Annotated in this window: 16 protein-coding genes; 12 read left to right on the forward strand and 4 right to left on the reverse strand. The window is 61.6% G+C overall.

The genetic code is table 11. From position 1 onward, the window contains the following. The first annotated feature begins 110 nt into the window (after positions 1 to 110). The 7 genes from GFU70_RS02715 to GFU70_RS02745 all read left to right on the forward strand — a co-directional run bounded on the left by GFU70_RS02715 (position 111) and on the right by GFU70_RS02745 (position 8,301). Complete coding sequence (locus GFU70_RS02715; protein WP_058543033.1) at positions 111 to 1,868, forward strand: carbamoyltransferase; 1,758 nt, start codon at positions 111 to 113, stop codon at positions 1,866 to 1,868. Continuing rightward, on the forward strand, positions 1,852 to 2,982 hold the full coding sequence (locus GFU70_RS02720) for a glycosyltransferase (protein ID WP_058543034.1): 1,131 nt from the start codon (positions 1,852 to 1,854) through the stop codon (positions 2,980 to 2,982). The genes GFU70_RS02715 and GFU70_RS02720 overlap by 17 nt, the downstream gene beginning before the upstream one ends. Further along, positions 2,983 to 3,879, forward strand: coding sequence for an antimicrobial resistance protein Mig-14 (locus GFU70_RS02725; protein ID WP_153387563.1), 897 nt, complete (start codon positions 2,983 to 2,985; stop codon positions 3,877 to 3,879). Between the two features lie 8 nt (positions 3,880 to 3,887). Continuing rightward, positions 3,888 to 5,288, forward strand: coding sequence for a PIG-L deacetylase family protein (locus GFU70_RS02730; protein WP_153389143.1), 1,401 nt, complete (start codon positions 3,888 to 3,890; stop codon positions 5,286 to 5,288). 84 nt (positions 5,289 to 5,372) lie between these two features. Continuing rightward, a complete protein-coding gene (locus GFU70_RS02735; protein WP_116643303.1) occupies positions 5,373 to 6,329 on the forward strand; it encodes a glycosyltransferase in 957 nt (318 codons plus the stop codon). A gap of 55 nt (positions 6,330 to 6,384) precedes the next feature. After that, entirely contained in the window at positions 6,385 to 7,149 is a 765-nt protein-coding gene (locus GFU70_RS02740; protein ID WP_153387564.1) for a glycosyltransferase family 2 protein, read from the forward strand. 48 nt (positions 7,150 to 7,197) lie between these two features. Further along, positions 7,198 to 8,301, forward strand: a complete 1,104-nt coding sequence (locus GFU70_RS02745) for a glycosyltransferase (RefSeq protein ID WP_153387565.1) — start codon at positions 7,198 to 7,200, stop codon at positions 8,299 to 8,301. On the opposite strand, the gene GFU70_RS02750 is transcribed toward GFU70_RS02745, so the two are convergent. Continuing rightward, on the reverse strand, positions 8,287 to 8,892 hold the full coding sequence (locus GFU70_RS02750) for a toluene tolerance protein (RefSeq protein ID WP_116643300.1): 606 nt from the start codon (positions 8,890 to 8,892) through the stop codon (positions 8,287 to 8,289). The two genes, GFU70_RS02745 and GFU70_RS02750, sit on opposite strands and share 15 nt — an antisense overlap. A gap of 107 nt (positions 8,893 to 8,999) precedes the next feature. Here GFU70_RS02750 and GFU70_RS02755 point away from each other — a divergent pair, with 107 nt between their 5' ends. The 5 genes from GFU70_RS02755 to hldE all read left to right on the forward strand — a co-directional run bounded on the left by GFU70_RS02755 (position 9,000) and on the right by hldE (position 15,090). Then, the gene (locus GFU70_RS02755; protein ID WP_153387566.1) at positions 9,000 to 10,172 is read left to right on the forward strand and encodes an O-antigen ligase family protein; all 1,173 of its coding nucleotides are present in this window, start codon (positions 9,000 to 9,002) and stop codon (positions 10,170 to 10,172) included. A gap of 15 nt (positions 10,173 to 10,187) precedes the next feature. Continuing rightward, positions 10,188 to 11,993: a lipid A export permease/ATP-binding protein MsbA gene (msbA, locus tag GFU70_RS02760; protein WP_153387567.1), complete on the forward strand. Its 1,806-nt coding sequence runs from the start codon at positions 10,188 to 10,190 to the stop codon at positions 11,991 to 11,993. 270 nt (positions 11,994 to 12,263) lie between these two features. Continuing rightward, positions 12,264 to 12,968 (forward strand): sulfotransferase family 2 domain-containing protein, encoded by a 705-nt coding sequence (locus tag GFU70_RS02765; protein ID WP_058543042.1) that lies wholly within the window; start codon positions 12,264 to 12,266, stop codon positions 12,966 to 12,968. Beyond that, positions 12,961 to 13,569, forward strand: coding sequence for an adenylyl-sulfate kinase (cysC, locus tag GFU70_RS02770; RefSeq protein ID WP_175360473.1), 609 nt, complete (start codon positions 12,961 to 12,963; stop codon positions 13,567 to 13,569). The genes GFU70_RS02765 and cysC overlap by 8 nt, the downstream gene beginning before the upstream one ends. Before the next feature lie 99 nt (positions 13,570 to 13,668). After that, a complete protein-coding gene (gene hldE, locus GFU70_RS02775; protein ID WP_153387568.1) occupies positions 13,669 to 15,090 on the forward strand; it encodes a bifunctional D-glycero-beta-D-manno-heptose-7-phosphate kinase/D-glycero-beta-D-manno-heptose 1-phosphate adenylyltransferase HldE in 1,422 nt (473 codons plus the stop codon). A 124-nt stretch (positions 15,091 to 15,214) separates the two neighbouring features. Here hldE and GFU70_RS02780 read toward each other — a convergent pair whose 3' ends face one another. From GFU70_RS02780 to GFU70_RS02790, 3 genes are read right to left on the reverse strand one after another with little or no spacing between them, the layout of a single operon-like run. After that, positions 15,215 to 16,180, reverse strand: coding sequence for a metal ABC transporter ATPase (locus GFU70_RS02780; RefSeq protein WP_116643298.1), 966 nt, complete (start codon positions 16,178 to 16,180; stop codon positions 15,215 to 15,217). A gap of 34 nt (positions 16,181 to 16,214) precedes the next feature. Beyond that, a complete protein-coding gene (locus tag GFU70_RS02785; RefSeq protein WP_153387569.1) occupies positions 16,215 to 17,027 on the reverse strand; it encodes an aldo/keto reductase in 813 nt (270 codons plus the stop codon). Further along, positions 17,024 to 18,199: an NAD(P)/FAD-dependent oxidoreductase gene (locus GFU70_RS02790; protein ID WP_153387570.1), complete on the reverse strand. Its 1,176-nt coding sequence runs from the start codon at positions 18,197 to 18,199 to the stop codon at positions 17,024 to 17,026. The genes GFU70_RS02785 and GFU70_RS02790 overlap by 4 nt, the downstream gene beginning before the upstream one ends. Between the last annotated feature and the right edge of the window lie 177 nt (positions 18,200 to 18,376).

An 18,376-nucleotide genomic window follows, 5' to 3' on the forward strand; every position in this document is an offset into this window, starting at 1 on the left:
GCTTTTAAGCTATAATCCCGCCCTTTAGCTGCCCTGCGCCTTGGGCGTGCGGCACATCAATTTTTCGAGGCGCTTGTCGCCCGTATGCAGACATAAGAGGCTAGACCCCTGTGGCATTGACGATTCTTGGCCTGTCCGGCGCCCTTAGCCATGATCCTTCCGCCGCGCTGTACATCGACGGCAAGCTGATCGCGGCGGCCGAGGAAGAGCGCTTCGTACGCGATAAACATGCAAAGAACCGCATGCCCTACGAATCGGCGAAGTTCTGCCTGGAGCAGGCCGGCATCAAGCCTTGCGACGTCGATGTGGTGGCGATCCCCTTCGCCCCGATCAGCCTGTTCGGCGAGGCGCGCTGGCACTACGCCAAGCGTTACTGGTACGCCCCGGACCGGGCCCTCGACGCGATCCTGATGGGCAACCGTCGCTACAAGCGCTATCGCCGCAAGATCGTCTGGTGCCTGGAGCAACTGGGCTTCGATCCGAAAAAGATCAAGATCGAGCCGGTCGAGCATCACCTGGCCCACGCCTCCAGCGCCTACCACTGCTCGGGCTTCCAGGAGAAAACCGCAATCCTGGGCATCGACGGCAAGGGCGAATACGCCACGACCTTCTTTGGCTATGGCGAAAACGGCAAGATCCACAAGATCAAGGAATTTTTCGACCCGGACTCCCTGGGCGGCCTGTACGGCGCGATCACCGAGTTCCTGGGCTTTGAAATGCTCGACGGTGAGTTCAAGGTCATGGGCATGGCGCCCTACGGCGATGCCACCAAGTACGATTTCTCGCGCCTGGCCTCTTTTGAAAACGGCGAGTTGGTGATCAACACCGACTACGCCAACGTGATCGGCCTGCGTCGCTATAAAGAGAAGGGCAAGGGTTTCTACTTCTCGCCGAAGCTGATCGAATGGCTCGGCCCGAAGCGTGAAGGCGACATTGCCGACGAACCGTACATTCATTACGCGGCAAGCATGCAGGCGCTGTTCGAAAAGCTCGCGCTGCAAATGATCGACCACTACCTGGGCGACGTGCTCAAGGAAACCGGCAAGCTGGCCTTCGCCGGCGGCTGCGCGTTGAACGTCAAGCTGAACCAGAAAATCATCGCCCGTGACGACGTCAAGGAGCTGTTCGTGCAACCGGCTTCCGGTGACGCCGGTACCGCGGTGGGTGCGGCGGCTTATGTGTCCCACGCCCGTGGCGTGCCGGTAGAGAAGATGGAACACGTCTACCTCGGCCCGGCCTACAGCAACGAAGACGTGATCGCCGCGTGCGCCCGTCATCCGAGCAAGCCTGCGTGGCGCAAGATCGACAACACCCCCGAGCGCATCGCCAAGATCATGGTCGACGGCAACCCGGTGGCCTGGTTCCAGGGACGCATGGAGTTTGGCCCACGAGCCTTGGGCGGTCGTTCGATCATCGGTTGCCCAAGCGCCAGCGGCGTGGCCGATCGGATCAACGAACAAATCAAGTTCCGCGAACGCTGGAGGCCTTTCTGCCCGTCGATGCTCGACACCGTTGCGCCGCAGATGATCAAGGTCGACCACCCGGCGCCGTTCATGACCTTCACCTTCGAAGTGGCCGAAGAATGGAAAACCCGTGTGCCGGAAGTCGTCCATGAAGACGGCACCTCCCGGGCCCAGGTGCTCAAGCGCGAATACAACCCGCGCTACTACGACATGATGAAGGCCCTGGAAGTCCTGACCGGCAACGGCGTGTCGCTGAACACCTCGCTCAACCGTCGTGGCGAGCCGATGATCTGCTCGCCGACCGACGCACTGAACATGTTCTTCGGTTCCGATCTGCAATACTTGATCATGGAAGACATCCTGGTGGTCAAAGACGGCGTGGACGCTTATGACACGCTCGGCTGAGCGACATGTGCTGCAGTTCTGCCACGGCTATGACGGGCCGTTCCTGGACTGCGCCCGTCAGTACGCCAGCCTGTTCGCGGGCACTGGCTATCGCGTGACCACGGTGTTTCTCACCGGGGCGGCGGATGCGCAAGTCGCCGCCGCCTGTGCCTCGGACGAGGTGCTGTTCATGGAGTACAGCTCCAGTGCCATTCGTGGCCTGAAGCTGGGCGCCATTGGCGATCTGCGCAAGATTGCCGCCTCACGCAATTTCAGTTTCTGCATTGCTCATCGCTTCAAACCGATCTACATCGCCCTGCTCGGCACCCGCTTGCCGGTGATCGGCGTGCATCATGCCTTCGGTGACTACGAGCGGCGCACCCGCCGGCTGTTCGCCCAGTTTTTTTGCAAGCGCCTGAGCCTGCTTGGGGTGTCCGATGCGGTGCGCGACGACATGCGCCGCTGCCTGCCGAAATGGCCGGCTGCCCGGATCCAGACCCTCTACAACCGAATCGACCTCGATGCCACGCAGGCCAGCCTGGTTTCCCGGGAGGAGGCGCGGCAGACCCTGGGGCTGGACGCGCATGCCTGGATTGTCGGCAATGTCGGCCGTCTGCACCCGGACAAGGACCAGGCCACGCTGTTGCGCGGCTTTGCTGCGGCGCTGAAGTATTTGCCGGCCAACAGTCAGCTGGCGATTCTCGGCAAGGGCCGTCTGGAGCAGGACCTCCGGGCGTTGGCGCTGGAATTGGGCATCGCCGACCGCGTGCTGTTGCTCGGCCAGGTGCCCGAGGCGCGCCGTTATTTCCGTGCGTTCGATGTGTTTGCCCTGAGTTCCGACCATGAGCCGTTTGGCATGGTGCTGCTCGAAGCCATGGCTGCCGGTGTACCGTTGCTGGCCACTGCTTGCGGTGGCGCCAGGGAAGTGGTCGAAGGCGTCGGTATCCTGTTTCCGTTCGGTGACGCCGAGCACATGGCCCAGGGGCTGCAACACCTGGCGGCCATGGACGATCTGCAGCGTCGCCAATGCGCCGAACTGATGCTCGACCGCTTGCGCGAACGCTTCTCGGATCGCGCCGTACGCGAGGCATTCTGGCGTTTGCCCCAAGTCACCGAACTGGCGCCGAGGGCCTGAATGTTCAATCGATTCCAAGGCTGGCGTGAGCGTGGCTGGACAGCCGTAGACGCGTCGATTTATGCCCAGGCCTGGCAACGTTTTGGCGGCAGTGTGGCGACCCATCCCCTGGTGGTCGAGCGCCTGGCGGCCTTGGCCGGGATCCCCGTGCGTTACCTGGCGTTCGAACAGGGCGGTGAGCTCAAGGCGGCCATACCGACCTGGGGCCGCGACCTGGCGTTGTCCAAAGACGTGCTCAAGCGCAGCGGCAAGAAGGGGTTGTTCGACCTGGGCAATGCCGAATTGATCCTGCCGGCAGCGCCGGATGCACAAGCGCCGTTGCGTCATCGGGGTCGTTACCTGTCGGCCCTCAATGAGGGGCGCTTCAGTGGCTTGAAGTTGCAGCAGGAACAACTGGCCATGGCCCGTACGCCGGAAGAACTGTCCAAGAAGTTTCGCTACAACCAGCGCCGTGAGCTGCGCTTGCTGGAAGAGGCGGGCGGGGTGGTCCGGCCGGTCGGCGAGTTTTCCAGTGCCGAGCTGGCCTCGATCTACTGCGACCTGTTCCTGCGTCGCTGGGGCTTTGCGGCCACTGGTGCCGAGCGCATGGGCGAGGTAATCGAGTTGCTGCGTGAATGGCTGATCGGTTCGGTGATCTTCCTCAACGATGCGCCGATTGCCATCCAGTTGGTGTATCGCGTCGAAGCGCCCGAGTGGATCAGCGTCGAGTACATCAACGGTGGCGTCGACCCACAGACTCGCGAATTCAGCCCTGGCAGTGTATTGAGCTTTCTCAACACCCAAAGCGCCTGGGAACATGCCCGTGCCGCCGGCAAGCCGTTGCGTTTTTCGTTCGGCCGGGCGGACCGGGAATACAAGGACCGTTGGTGCAACCCCGTGCCGGTGTTTGCCGTATGAACCCACCGATGAGCCGCAAGCAACAGTTGCTCAGGCGCCACCGTCGCAACAAGCGCGTGGGGCTGCTGCTGGCCCTCATCGCGCTGGTCTTGCTGGGTGTGGCAGTGGCCTGGTGGTTGCCCCTGGTGCTGGCGGTGCTGGGCTGGATCGCCCATGAGGCGTGGTTCGCCGATCATCTGTTCTATTCGCCCAGGGAGGATTACCAGTACAGCTTCCCACCGTTCACCCAGCAACCCAAGGTACATCTCAATGCCGGGCGGCTGCGGCTGGACGAAGGCGTGATCCTGGACGATGGCGCGACGCTGATTCTCGCGTTGCGGGTCAAGAGCACCTGGCTGGGGCGCTTCATCGACCCGATCGTCGAATTGTCGGGCGATGAAAGGGACCTGCAAACCTTCGAGCGCGGGGTCAACGGCCTGCGCTATCTCAACCTCAGCGAGCAGGGCCCTGCGTTGTCCCGGGGCGAGCTGCGCCTGCGCGGGCGCTTTTGTCGTTTGCTGGGCGAGCCGACGCTATGGTCCTTCACAGCGCCGCCAGTGCAGCGTCAGCGGGTGATGGTCATCGCTCCCCACGCCGACGATGCGGAGCTGGCCGCCTACGGCTTGTACAGTCAGGCTGACGAAGCTTGGGTCGTCACGCTGACCGCCGGTGAAATCGAAGCCGAGCATTATCAGCAGATGGGGCTGGACCGCGTCGAAGCAGCGCGGCTCAAGGGTCGTTTGCGCGCCTGGGACAGCATTGCGGTACCGCGTTGGGCCGGGGTACCTGAAGCGCATTGCGTGCAGTTGGGTTACTTCTGCCTGCAACTGGCCGCCATGCAAGCGGCGCCGAGCCAACCACAAGGTTCTCGCGAGGCTGACCTGAGCGATACGCGGCTGTTCCGTCAGTTGAACCCGTTCCTGCTGCCCGGCGATGCCGACGGCGCGCCGACCTGGAACAACCTGTTGGCGGACCTGCGCGAACTGCTGCTCAAGGCGCGTCCCGAGGTCATTGTGTTGCCGCATCCGACCCTTGATCCGCACCCCGATCATCTCTGCGCCCATCATGCCGTCCTCCAAGCCCTCGAAGGCCTGGAATGGCAACCGACCATGCTGTTGGGCTATGCCAATCACCTGCATGACAATGACCGTTGGCCCATGGGGAATGCGGGCACGGGCATTGCGTTGCCGCCGTGTTTCGATCCGGCCCTGCCAATGCATCCTGTCAGCCTGCCGCTGGCGGTGCCTGAACAGCGCGACAAGGCCATGGCGCTGGGCATGATGCATGACCTGCAGCCGCGCCCGCCGTTCAAACGTCGCCTGCGCCGTGGCATCCAGCGCCTGTTGGCTAGGCGCGCGGGCTCGTCATACGGCGAGAACGAATTTTTTCGCAAGGCTGTGCGTCGCCATGAACTGTTCTGGCGGCTGTAAGGGCCCTGGGCCTGGCCTGTTTGCGCTACGGCGCAAACAGGCCTCCGTTTATTTATCAAGTCGTTCGGTGCCGCAAGGAAGACGATGAAAGTTCTATTTCTGGTGCAGAAAGAACAGCGGGCCATCCTGGACCGACTATACGAAGGCGTGGCCGCTCATTGCGAGTGCGATTTGCGCTGGCTCGACAGCAAGGAGCAACGCAACCTGCGGGGATATTTTCGCCGCCATGTGGACGTCTCGCGTTATGACCGGATCGTATTTTTCCTGCGCTTCAAGCAGGAGATCCGCCAGGCCGGCTTCATCCGCACGATCCCCAACCTGGTGATCCTCGAGCACGACGCCTACCAGAATTACATCCCATGCAAATACACCGGCAAGTTCAGTGCGCATTACCGTCGCCTGCCGTGGGTGCGGGTGATCAGTTCCGGCTTCATGGTGACTGAACGTCTGCGTGGCGAAGGTTTCGATGCGGTTTTCGTGCCCAAGGGCTACGATCAATCGTTATTGCAGGATCAGGGCCGTGAGCGGGACATCGAGTTGGCCTTCGTCGGCAGCACCAATAGTGTTGCTTACAGCGGTCGCAAGGCACTGCTGGATGAGTTGGGCCGCGTTGAGCCGCTGGTCGTGACCCGAACCAAGTCCGGCGAAGAGTATTGCGAGACCCTCAACCGTATCCGCTTTTTCGTCAGTGCCGACGTGGGCATGGGCGAGTTCATGATCAAGAACTTCGAAGCCATGGCCTGCGGCTGTGTGCTGTTGGCGTTTGACCAGGGCATCGACGAGGCGCGTGCATTGGGATTGCAGGACATGCACAACGTGGTGTTGTACCGTGACATCCCGCAACTCCAGGAAAAGCTTTCCCGGCTACGTGCCGACCCCGAGTTGGCGCGCAGTGTGGCGCACAACGGCCAGGAGTTGGCGCTGGAACAGTTCAGTTTCGCGCGCATCGGGCAGAAGATCGTTGAAGCGTTGGAGCCGCCCTTGCGACCTCGGGCTCCATTGAACTTGCTGGAGACATTGCGCCTGAAGCTAGGCGTTTGACACGAACCGTTCAGTCATCCGATACATGGATGGCGTTTGACTAGATGGTATTTCAGTGCAGTTTTCCGACGAGAGTGACATTACTCTGGTAGTAACCAGTTGCGGCCGGCTCGATCTGCTCAAGCGGACCCTGGAGAGCTTCGACCGTTTCAATACCGCGCCGATTCGTGAAGTCTTCATTACCGAAGATGCCGGTGATGAAGGTGTGGATGCCGTTATTCCCGCTCACTGGAAGGATCGCACGACGGCCTTCGTCAATCGACCGAAGCTGGGGCAGTTGGCCTCGATCGATCTGGCGTACGGGCACGTCAAGACGCCTTATATTTTTCACTGCGAGGATGACTGGGAGTTCTATCGTCCGGCCTTCGTGGAGGATTCGCGCACGATCCTGGAGCTGCGGCCGGATATTCTTCAAGTGTGGTTGCGCAATTATGTCTACGACTTGTCTGTACATAGCCCCTACATTCACCTGGGCCAACGTGACGTCATTGGTGGCGTGCCCTGTTATCCATTGATTTCAGACAAAGCCGAATGGCAAAGCTTTTCTCTCAACCCAGGCTTGCGGCGGTTGAAAGAGTATGAGCTCTGCGCACCTTTTTCCGGTTTTGGTGGCGAAAAAGCCCTGTCTATGCGCTATGCCCAGCTGAACTTGACGGCAGTTGCGCTGGAAGGAGATGCTATTTTGCATACCGGATTCGGGGTTCATGTAGAAGTGCCCGTGGAGCGCGAGCGAAAGGCACGCCGCAAGCGCCGCGAGCAGGTCAAGTTGTCCTTGGTTTTCTTGCTCGGAGTCTGCATTGGCTGGCTCATTAACTATTGAATGCCGCCAAGCACGGATCCTGGTCCGCGATAAAAGGTTTGCTGCTCGATGAGCGTTATCAACGTCATGTGGGCGGGCGGTTCGCCGTTCGCTTCGGTACACAAGGTTCATAATCAGATTCTCTCGCGGATGGAGCCTGCGATGCCTGTCAAGACGTGGCTCTTGCAGGGGGCGGCGGCTGCCTGTCGGGTTGATGTCGGGGCGGCGCTTGAATGGAATATGACCTCGGCCCAGCTCAAGGGACGACATGTCTGGCGCCTTCTCAAGCCCTTGATGCGCAGCCGTTTCCGCCAGGCATTTCTCGACAGTGATGCCCGTGTAGTGTTGCTTGATGGCGTTGGTGTGGCGCGTACCTTGTTGCCGGTTCTCAAGGATTTGCCGCAGATCCGCGTGGTGGTGATTTTCCATGGTGCGACACGGCTCAATCCCGCGGGCCGTGAACTGCTGCGTGGCTTCCCTGCTTCACGCCTGACCCTGGCCGCGGTCTCCGAGACCTTGGCGATGTCGCTACAGGACGAGTTGGGCATCCAGGTAACGGCGCTGCGTAGCGCGTTCGATCCGGCGGCCTTCCAGTCTGCACTGTTGTCTCGCGAAGAGGCACGTGCCCGTTTGGGATTGCCTGGCACAGAGGCGCGGGTCTTTGGCGCCGTAGGACGGTTGGTGGACAGCAAGGGATTCGCCAGTTTGCTGGAGGCGTTTAGCCGGGCCGCGGCCAGCCATCCCGACTGGCGGCTGGTGATTGTCGGCGAGGGGCCGAGACGCGAGGCGCTGCAAGCGCGGATCGCCCAGCCGGATCTGGTCGACAAGGTCTTGCTGACAGGGCATCTGGAAGATGTCGCGAAGCTCTACAGGGCGTTTGATTGGGTGCTGATCCCGTCCGTGGACGAGGGCCTCGGGCTGATCCTCCAGGAGGCTGTCCTGGCTGGTGTCCCGGTGCTTGCCAGCGAACTAGCGGTCTTTCGTGAGCAGTTGGGCGACACTGGCTGGTACGCACCGCTCAACGACGAAGTGCGCTGGAGCGAGGCGATCGGGCGGGCGGCACAGGCGCCGGCCAGTGCGGTCGCGGCGGCCCAGTACCAGGCGCTGGCACCTGACGAGGCCTGGTCGAGTTTCAGCCTGGCCGCCCGGCAGTTGATCTCAGGCAGCCAATAGGGCGTTTTCCAATGCCTGCATCGGAAAGCTCCCGTTCAGGTTCTCCCGGGCAATATAACGAGCGAAATGCTGCAAGTTTCGGCGTGCCAGGTAGCGTGGCAGCGGTGAGCGCAGGAAGCGCATGTCGGCCACATCGATCAACCCAAGTTTATTTTCCGGCGTGACGACGATGTTCCCCAGATGCAGTGAGCGGAAATAAATACCGCTGGCGTGCAGGCTGCGGATCAACTCGACCAGCGCAGGAAGGGTATGTTGCCAGCTGAAATTTTCCTGATTTGATAATTGACGCAGGGTTTTTCCCGGAAGCGGCCGATACAGTACGGCGGTCATGCCAGGTTTTTGTAATTTGTAGAAGGCCAGCACTTCGAGAGTCGGTACGCCGAGCGTCTGCAGGCGGGCTGCATTATTGATGAACCGCGTGGAATAAGGCCTTAGAAGGGCCGAAGAAAAAAACCGTTTGCGGCGAAACAGCTTGAGGATATTGCCATCCTGCAGCAGATAGACTTTTGGGCCGTAGCTATCGGCCTCCAGAATGCTGGCGCCTTCAATCAATTGATTCAAAGCGGCTTGGGGAAGCCGTGAGGATTGCATCGTAGGGAAACCTTGTTGAAAGAACCGGTACCGTGGCGGGCCATGATGCCCAAAAGTTTTTGTTTTCACCATGCCGGTTTGGCAGGTACACCGTTTAGGAGCGATAGATGCAGGCGACACGTTGGACTCAGGGTTGGATGGCCTTTGGCTTGTTATGGTTTTTGCTGGCGATAGCCCTTGCACCGACCAACAAAATCTACCAGCAAGGGTTGGTTGCATTTGTCTGGTTGCCGGTAATCGTCCTCGCCTGGCCGGCCCGGCATCGGTTGGTAGAGTTGTGGAGCGCCCAGCGGGTGATCTACACAGCATTGCTGGCGCTGATGCTCTGGGCGTTGGTCACATTGTTCTGGACCGAGGTGGCAGAGCCTGTCCGCGAAGCCAAGCGACTGCTCTACATCCTGGCGTTCCTGGTGTTTTTCCCGATTTTCGCCGACGGCCGGCCCGAGCGTGTGATTCGTATCATGCAATGGGGTGGCCTGGGGCTTGCGTTGACGGCCTTGATGGCCATCGTCCATTTCTACGGATATACGAACCATCGCTGGGATGCTCGCCTGGAAGGGCTGGGGGAGTTGTCCCATCCGATCCTCGGCGGCTACGTGATCGGGTTGGCGGCTATCTGGATGCTGCACTGGATGCCGCGTCATATCGGGCTGCAAGTGCTTTGGGCGTTAGCCCTGGGCGTGTTGGCCGTCTTCGTGGTCGCGAGCCAGAGTCGCGGCGCTGCACTGGCCTTGCTGCTTAGTGTACTGGCCATGCCGATTTACTGTCGGGACCCGCGTGTCCGGATTATCGCCGCGACGACCCTGGTACTGGCGATGCTGACCTTCTGGCTGCTCGAGCCGCTGGTCATGGCGCGCGGTGCCTCCTATCGTCCCGAGATTTTCATGTCGAGCCTGCATATGATTGCCGAGCGCCCGTGGGGCGGTCTTGGCATGGCGGCCGACTACCGGATTACCAGTCACGGCCTCAAGTTTGATCATGCCCACAATCTGTTCAGCCACGTCACCATCCAGCTCGGGCTTCCGGGGTTGTTGTTGTGGTGCATCGTCTGGTTCTCCGTGTTGCGCGAAGCCTGGCGTTCCCGGGACAGCCTGCTGGGCCAAGGGGTGCTTGGTATGTGGGTGTTTTCGTTCCTGGCGATGCAGTTCGACGCTGCGAGCTTGACCGGAACCCCCCGCGCCGAATGGTTCATTACCTGGTTGCCGATTGGCCTGGCCGGCGTTTTGACTTGGGCGCGGGCCAATTCCGGTGGCTGTGATAAAATTCCGCGTTCTTCCTAACCAGTGAGCCCGACGATGAGTGACGCACCGCCCAAAGCGGAACAGGATTCCAGCCTGAAGATTTATTTTCGGTTGCTGGGATACGTCAAACCCTACGCGGGCATTTTCCTGCTGAGTATCGTGGGTTTCGTGATATTTGCTTCGACCCAGCCCATGTTGGCCGGGATTCTTAAATATTTCGTCGACGGCTTGACCAACCCCGATGCGGTGCTCTTTCCCAACGTGCCGTATCTCAAAGACTTGAAACTGCTGATGGCAGTGCCGCTGCTGATTGTTCTGATCGCTGCCTGGCAGGGCCTGGGGTCGTTCCTGGGCAACTATTACCTGGCCAGGGTTTCCCTGGGGTTGGTGCACGACCTGCGCGTCGAGTTGTTCAATAAGTTGCTAGTGCTGCCCAATCGCTATTTCGATACCCACAACTCTGGTCACCTGATTTCCCGAATCACCTTCAACGTGACCATGGTCACCGGTGCGGCCACCGATGCCATCAAGGTGGTGATCCGCGAAGGCCTTACCGTGGTATTCCTCTTCGCCTACCTGGTTTGGATGAACTGGAAGCTGACCCTGGTGATGTTGGCGATCCTTCCACTGATCGCGGTCATGGTCAGCAGCACCAGCAAGAAATTTCGCAAGCAAAGCAAAAAGATCCAGGTGGCCATGGGCGACGTGACCCACGTTGCCTCCGAGACCATCCAGGGCTACCGCGTGGTGCGCAGTTTTGGCGGCGAGGCCTATGAAAAGCAGCGCTTCGCCAGCGCCAGCCAGGGCAATACCGACAAGCAATTGCGCATGACTCGCACCGGCGCGGTCTACACGCCGATGCTGCAACTGGTGATCTACACCGCCATGGCTGCCCTGATGTTCCTGGTGCTGTTCCTGCGCGGCGACGCGACGGCCGGTGACCTGGTGGCCTACATCACGGCGGCTGGTTTGCTGCCCAAGCCGATTCGGCAACTCTCGGAAGTCAGCTCCACCATCCAGAAAGGCGTGGCCGGTGCCGAGAGCATTTTCGAGCAACTGGATGTCGAGCCGGAGGTCGACAGGGGGACGGTCGAGCAGGAACGGGTCAGCGGTCGTCTCGATGTGCGCAACCTGAGCTTTACCTACCCCGGCGCTGACCGCGAGGTGCTCAAGGACATCAGCTTCACCGCGGCACCCGGGCAGATGATTGCACTGGTGGGCCGTTCGGGCAGCGGCAAATCGACTCTGGCGAGCCTTATCCCGCGTTTCTATCACCATGAGGTCGGCCAGATCCTGCTCGACGAGGTGGAAATCGAAGACTATCGCCTGCGCAACCTGCGTCGTCATGTCGCCCAGGTGACCCAGCATGTCACGTTGTTCAATGACACGGTGGCCAACAATATTGCCTACGGCGACCTGGCCGGGGCGCCACGGGCGGATATTGAAAAGGCGGCCCGGGATGCCTATGCCATGGACTTCATTGAGCAGTTGCCCAATGGCCTGGACACCGAAGTGGGCGAAAACGGCGTGCTGCTGTCCGGCGGCCAGCGCCAGCGCCTGGCCATTGCCAGGGCGTTGTTGAAGAACGCGCCGCTGCTGATCCTCGACGAGGCCACCTCGGCGCTGGACACCGAGTCCGAACGGCATATCCAGGCCGCGCTGGACCAGGTCATGAAAGGCCGTACGACCCTGGTCATCGCGCATCGTCTGTCGACCATCGAAAAAGCCGACATGATCCTGGTGATGGACCAGGGCCGTATCGTCGAACGGGGTACCCATGGCGAGCTCCTGGCGCACAATGGCTACTACGCGCGTCTTCATGCCATGGGACTGGACGCCCCTGCCCAGAATATCGCCTGAGTTCGAACCCCTGGCTGTGATAGCCGGCCGGCTTCGCTCAACTGTGGGAGCGAGCCTGCTCGCGATAGCGGCGTGTCTGGGCCGGTGATGTTGAACGTGCGGTTGTCATCGCGGGCAAGCTCGCTCCCACAGGGTTTGTATCGAAATATTTACCTGCCTTGACCAACCCACAATAAATCTGCGCCCCGTGACTGCTAAGGTCTGGCCATAGGATTTTCCTGGATCAACATCAGTCATCGAGGGGATCAACCCTCTCGCGCGGGGACGTGCATGCTACAACGCTATCTATGGAAGCTACTGCCCAAGTCGCAGCGCTCCTTTCTGTTGGGGCGCCTGTCGGTTGTCGACCGACAGGTGGTGAACAAATCGATGTCGGCCAATTGCCGTTTCCCCGAAGCTTTCGCCAAGCGCGGCTGCCTGTTCATCCATGTGCCAAAATGTGCCGGTAGCAGTGTTTGCGTGGGGCTTTTCGATGGCTACAGCCCGGGCCACCTGCCGTTGTATTGGTACCAAGAGCAGTTCGCCCAGCAGTACGCCGCCAGTTTCAAGTTTGCCTTTGTCCGTGATCCGCTGGAACGTGCATATTCGGCCTATGCTTTCCTGCGGGGCAACACGTTGGGGCCGCGCGACCATGCGGCTCAGGAACTGGTTGGCCAATACCGAGACTTCGATGATTTCGTCGCGCGTTGGCTGCATTCGGAGAACATCACCCGGCAAATGCATTTTGCTGCCCAGACGGACTTCCTGACCGACTCCCTCGGCCACCTGGCGATGGACTTCATCGGTTATCAGGAATACCTCGATCGGGACTATCAGCGGGTATGCGAGCATCTGGGGCTGACCGCGACGTTGCCCCATGTGAACCACACCCGGCAGCGTGCTGCGGTGCCGGTAAGGGAAATCTGCTCGGTACGGACCCGTCGGTTGGTGCGGCGGGTGTACCAACGTGACTACGAGATGCTTGGTTATGAATGAAACGTCAAAAATGTCGATGCAACAGGTGCAGATTCGTCCTTATGAGCAGGCGCTCACGCCCCAGGATCGGGCGGCCATCAAAGCCCAGCGCCCCCGCTGTATCTGGTTGACCGGGCTGTCAGGGGCGGGCAAGTCGACGCTGGCCAATGCCTTGGAAGTGCAGCTCTACCAGCAGGGCTTGCACACCGCCCTGCTCGATGGCGACAACCTGCGCCAGGGGCTGTGTCAGGGCCTGGGCATGGATGCCGAGGCCCGCAAGGAAAATATCCGTCGCATTGCCGAGGTGGCGCGCTTGATGGTCGACGCCGGCCTGATCGTCATCGTTGCGGCCATTTCCCCGTTTCGCGCCGACCGGGAAGCGGCCCGGCAGTTGTTCCCCGAGGGCACCTTCGTGGAGGTTTATGTGAGTACCCCTTTCGACGTCTGTGCCCAGCGTGACCCCAAGGGGTTGTACCGCGAGGCCCGTGCCGGGCGGATCAAGAACTTCACCGGGCTCGACAGCCCCTACGAGGCGCCGCTTGCGCCGGACTGTGAGATCAACACCAGCGAGGTGGAGCTGGCCCAGGCTTGTGCGCGGCTATCGGCGTTGCTGCAAATCTGATCGAGCACGCATCCTGGCTTCACGTTGCAGCCATGGACAAGCCTTCGCCAACCCTGTGCTAATATCGCGGCCCTGTTCATTTTGTATGTGGGATGCTCCATGAAGTTGTCCATGCCGCGATTCGATCAAGCCCCTGTATTGGTGGTCGGCGATGTCATGCTCGACCGCTATTGGCATGGCGGTACCTCGCGGATTTCCCCTGAGGCGCCGGTACCGGTGGTCAAGGTCGAGCACATCGAGGATCGCCCCGGTGGTGCTGCCAACGTTGCCCTGAACATCGCCGCTCTCGGCGCTCCGGCTTCCCTGGTGGGCGTGACCGGCGACGACGAAGCCGCCGACAGCCTGACCAATAGCCTCAAGGGCGCAGGGGTGCGGGCAATATTCCAGCGCATTGCGCACCAGCCGACCATCGTCAAGCTGCGGGTCATGAGTCGTCACCAGCAACTGCTGCGCATCGACTTCGAAGAGCCTTTCGCCACTGATCCCCTGGCCCTCGGTGCCGAGGTTGATCGCCTGCTCGAAGGCATCAAGGTCCTGGTGTTGTCGGACTACGGCAAAGGTGCGTTGAAAAACCATCAGGTGTTGATCCAGGCGGCCCGTGCCCGTGGCATTCCGGTAGTGGCCGACCCCAAGGGCAAGGATTTTTCCATCTACCGTGGTGCGAGCCTGATCACGCCGAACCTCAGCGAGTTCGAAACCATCGTCGGCGGTTGCGTCGATGAACACGATTTGGTTAGCAAAGGTGCGCAGTTGATGCAGGACCTCGAGCTCGGCGCCTTGCTGGTGACCCGAGGCGAGCATGGCATGACCCTGCTGCGCCCCGATCACCCTGCGCTGCACCTGCCGGCCCGTGCCCGTGAGGTGTTCGATGTAACGGGGGCTGGCGACACCGTGATTTCCACCCTGGCCGCCGCAATCGCTGCGGGCGAGGAGCTGCCCCATGCGGTCGCCCTGGCGAACCTGGCGGCGGGCATTGTCGTCGGCAAGCTCGGCACGGCCGCCATTAGCGCTCCCGAGCTGCGCCGCGCCATCCAGCGTGAGGAAGGCTCCGAGCGAGGTGTACTAGGCCTGGAGCAGCTGCTGCTGGCTGTTGACGACGCCCGTGCCCACAATGAAAGAATCGTCTTCACCAACGGTTGCTTCGACATCTTGCATGCCGGCCATGTGACCTACCTCGAGCAGGCCAGGGCCCAAGGCGATCGCCTGATCGTCGCGGTCAACGACGACGCCTCCGTAAGCCGTCTCAAAGGGCCGGGGCGCCCGATCAACAGCGTCGACCGGCGCATGGCAGTCTTGGCCGGCCTGGGCGCGGTGGACTGGGTGATCAGCTTTAGCGAAGGTACGCCGGAAAACCTGCTGCGCCAGGTCAAGCCGGATGTACTGGTCAAGGGGGGCGACTACGGGATCGATCAGGTCGTTGGCGCTGATATCGTCGCGGCCTACGGTGGCACCGTGAAGGTGTTGGGGCTGGTGGAAAACAGCTCGACGACGGCGATTGTGGAAAAGATCCGCAATCACTGAGCAATGTATCAGGCAAGGCGCAGAGCCTGTGGGAGCGAGCTTGCTCGCGATGGCGTTGGATCAGTCAGACTCGATCTGGTTGACACACCGCTATCGCGAGCAAGCTTGCTCCCACAGGGGTAGATTAGCGAGCCGCCTTGCGCGGCACGATCTTCTTGAGCAATTGCCGGGCCTTGCCCTTGAGTCGGGTCAGGCCTGACTCCTTGCCTGGTGGTGTCAGCCCTTGCTGGCGCAGCCAGTCCTTCCAGCGAATCCGCTCGTCGCGTACCAGCCATCCGTCCTGCCGGGCGAAACTCTCCGCCAGGTAGAGCCCCCGGGTGCTGGCCGGATACAACTGATCCTTTTTCAGGGTGTACAGCTCGGGCAAGGGTTGTCCATCCTGCAGCGGCATCAGGTACAGGTCGGGTCGCTTGCGGTCCAGGCGCGCGACCAACTGGTCGCCTTCCAGGCGCTCATCGACGTGAAACAGGCTCAGGGACTTGGCTTCCTTGGGCACATCCAGGCGCAAGTCATAGATCAGTTGCAACGATGCCGTCGGCAGATGCACGTAGGCCCGTGGTCGTTCGATCAGTTGCAGGTTGGCGCTGCGCACTGGGCGTGCCGAGCCCGAGAGTGGCGTCAGTCGAAACGGCAAGGCTTCGCGGTAATGCAGGGCCGTGGCGTAGGGGGCCGGCAGCCAGGTGTCGTTGAAGCGCCCGCCCAGCCAGCCTTCCGGGGTTTCCAGCAGGCATTCCTCGGCAATTTCGCTGATGGCGGTGAGCAGTGGCAGGTTGAGCTCGTGGGCCGGGACGTAACCGGAAATCAGCTTGAGTACCACGTCGCCGCGATCCTGCCGGCGCTGGCGCACCAGTACCCAATAGTCGCGGTTCTGCCAATGCAGGGTCAGGCGCACGGAAACGCCCAGGTTTGCCAACTCCAGGGAAAAACGCTCGGCATCGGCCACGGCTACAGGCTTGCGGCGCTGCAGGGTCTGGGCGAAATTCAGCGGCATCCCGACACTCTGGTAACTCAGGCCTTCGGGTGTCGCTTCGACGAGCAGGGGCAGGGTCTTGAAGTTGCTCGGGTTCTTTCTGATGAGCGTACGCGGCATGTCGGCTCCTTCCTTAAGGCCGCGTAGGGCGGCGTCAGTTTTTACGCAGGACCTTGGCTACGGTCGCGACGTTATGGGCGAGGTGCAGCGGATTGATGGTGCCGACAATAGCACTGGCGACCCCAGGATGCTCAAACAACAGTTCAAAGCTGGCGCGAACCGGGTCTACCCCGGGGCTCAGGCAGACGTGACCGCTGGCCAGGGCCTTCTTCACCAGGATCGCTTTGCCGTGTTCGCTGGCGTAGTCAATGACGGCCTTTTCGTTTCGTTCGTTCAGATTGTAGGTGACCATCGCACAATCGCCTTGCTCCAAGGCTTTCAAGCCACCCTCGACGGTCTTGCCGGAAAAACCGAAGCCGCCGATCTTGCCCTCGCGCTTGAGCGCCGCCAGGGTTGGGTAGACCTCGCTGTCGTTGAGGATCGCCAGGTCGTTGCCATCGGAATGTACCAGGACCAGGTCGATATAGTCGGTTTCCAAGCGCTTGAGGCTGCGTTCCACCGAGAATCGGGTGTGGGCGGCACTGAAGTCGTGGCGCGACTGACCGTCGCTGAATTCTTCGCCGACCTTGCTGACAATCACCCAGTCCTGGCGTTGGCCGCGCAGCAGCGGGCCGAGGCGCTCTTCACTGCGGCCATAGGCCGGCGCGGTGTCGATCAGGTTGATGCCCAGGTCGCGCGCCAGTTTGAGCAACATGCGCGCTTCGTCGTCATCGGGGATCCGAAAGCCGTTGGGGTATTTGACGCCCAGGTCGCGACCGAGCTTGACGGTGCCCAGGCCCAGGGGAGAAACCCGCGGGCCGTCATGGCCCAGGGGGCGATAGAGGTCATGCAGGGTCGGTTGGCTCATGGCAGCAGTTGCTCCCAGGCAGGGACGCCCATCGGCGGCTTCGGCAGGTCTGGCAGTGGAGCTGGGTGGCTTGGCTGGATGCCATCGCGTTGCAGGGCATTGACCACCCGATCGGCGAAGTCCGGGGCCAGCGCCAGTTTGGTCGGCCAGCCCACCAGCAGGCGATCCTGCTCGGCGAGGAAGGCGTTGTCCGGGCGGGTCAGGCCCGACTGCAACGGTTCGGCGCGATCCACCCGCAGCGTGGCCCATTGCGCGGTGCTCAGGTCAACCCAAGGCAACAATTGGCCGAGTTCTTTCTGGGCGGCGGCGATTTGCGCGGCAGGCTCGCGGGTCACGCCATCGCCTTCGGCCAGATCGCCCCCCACGTACCAGACCCATTGGCCATCGGCCGCCGGATGAGTGGTCACGGTGACGCGCGGCTTCGGTCCGCCGCCCAGGCAATGGGCGTAGAGCGGCTTGAGGCTGGGGCCCTTGACCAGGACCATGTGCAGTGGCCGGCGCTGCATGGCCGGCTGGTCCAGGCCCAAGGCGCTGAGCAGGTCGGCGGTGCCGCCTCCGGCGCTGAGGACAATGCGTTGGGCGCGAATCTCGCGGCCATCGACCTTGAGTCCGATCAGCTCGCCACCTTCGCGCAGCGGTTCGATGTGCTGCCCGGCCAGCAAGCTGTCGCCGGCCAGTTCCGCCAGGCGCGCGATCACGCTGGGCACGTCCACCACCAGCTCGGCCAGGCGATAGACCTTGCCCTTGAAGCGCTTGTCTTGCAGGGCCGGCGGCAATTGGTCGCCCTTGACCTGGTCGACCCGCCCGCGCACGGCCTTGCTGGCAAAGAAACTGGTGAGGTTGCCGGCCAGGGTGCCGGGGGACCAGAGGTAATGGGCATCGGACAGCATGCGCACGCCGGACAGGTCCAGCTCGCCTTCACCTTTCAGGGCTTCGCGCCAGCGGCGCGGCATGTCGGCGATGGCTTCCGAGGCGCCGGTCAGGGCGCCGTGCAGCGCGTACTTGGCGCCGCCATGGATGATGCCCTGGGATTTGACACTCTGCCCGCCGCCGAGGCTGGCGCTTTCCACCAGCACGGTCGAAAAACCCTTGCGACGCAGGCGTGCATTCAGCCAGAGACCGGCGACGCCTGCGCCGACAATCAGAATGTCGGTGGAAATAACGGATGGCATGAGCGACCTCAGTGTTCAAGACGAGGGCGCAGTATACAGACTCGATGGGTCGGGTTTGGCTACCTTTGCTGTCGCACCTGTGGCGAGGGGATTTATCCCCGCTGGGCTGCGCAGCAGGCCCAAAACCTGACGGCACTTTGCGTCAGGCCGTTTGAATTGGGGGGCGCTTCGCACCCC

The organism is Pseudomonas brassicacearum, from assembly GCF_009601685.2.
Taxonomy (GTDB): domain Bacteria; phylum Pseudomonadota; class Gammaproteobacteria; order Pseudomonadales; family Pseudomonadaceae; genus Aquipseudomonas; species Aquipseudomonas kilonensis_B.

Excerpts from the sequence above, each read along its gene's own strand:
- GFU70_RS02720 (WP_058543034.1), top strand. The coding sequence starts at position 1,852 with ATGACACGCTCGGCTGAGCGACATGTGCTGCAGTTCTGCCACGGCTAT.
- GFU70_RS02725 (WP_153387563.1), top strand. The coding sequence starts at position 2,983 with ATGTTCAATCGATTCCAAGGCTGGCGTGAGCGTGGCTGGACAGCCGTA.
- GFU70_RS02730 (WP_153389143.1), top strand. The coding sequence starts at position 3,888 with ATGAGCCGCAAGCAACAGTTGCTCAGGCGCCACCGTCGCAACAAGCGC.
- GFU70_RS02735 (WP_116643303.1), top strand. The coding sequence starts at position 5,373 with ATGAAAGTTCTATTTCTGGTGCAGAAAGAACAGCGGGCCATCCTGGAC.
- GFU70_RS02745 (WP_153387565.1), top strand. The coding sequence starts at position 7,198 with ATGAGCGTTATCAACGTCATGTGGGCGGGCGGTTCGCCGTTCGCTTCG.
- GFU70_RS02750 (WP_116643300.1), bottom strand. The coding sequence starts at position 8,892 with ATGCAATCCTCACGGCTTCCCCAAGCCGCTTTGAATCAATTGATTGAA.
- GFU70_RS02755 (WP_153387566.1), top strand. The coding sequence starts at position 9,000 with ATGCAGGCGACACGTTGGACTCAGGGTTGGATGGCCTTTGGCTTGTTA.
- msbA (WP_153387567.1), top strand. The coding sequence starts at position 10,188 with ATGAGTGACGCACCGCCCAAAGCGGAACAGGATTCCAGCCTGAAGATT.
- GFU70_RS02765 (WP_058543042.1), top strand. The coding sequence starts at position 12,264 with ATGCTACAACGCTATCTATGGAAGCTACTGCCCAAGTCGCAGCGCTCC.
- cysC (WP_175360473.1), top strand. The coding sequence starts at position 12,961 with ATGAATGAAACGTCAAAAATGTCGATGCAACAGGTGCAGATTCGTCCT.
- hldE (WP_153387568.1), top strand. The coding sequence starts at position 13,669 with ATGAAGTTGTCCATGCCGCGATTCGATCAAGCCCCTGTATTGGTGGTC.
- GFU70_RS02780 (WP_116643298.1), bottom strand. The coding sequence starts at position 16,180 with ATGCCGCGTACGCTCATCAGAAAGAACCCGAGCAACTTCAAGACCCTG.
- GFU70_RS02785 (WP_153387569.1), bottom strand. The coding sequence starts at position 17,027 with ATGAGCCAACCGACCCTGCATGACCTCTATCGCCCCCTGGGCCATGAC.
- GFU70_RS02790 (WP_153387570.1), bottom strand. The coding sequence starts at position 18,199 with ATGCCATCCGTTATTTCCACCGACATTCTGATTGTCGGCGCAGGCGTC.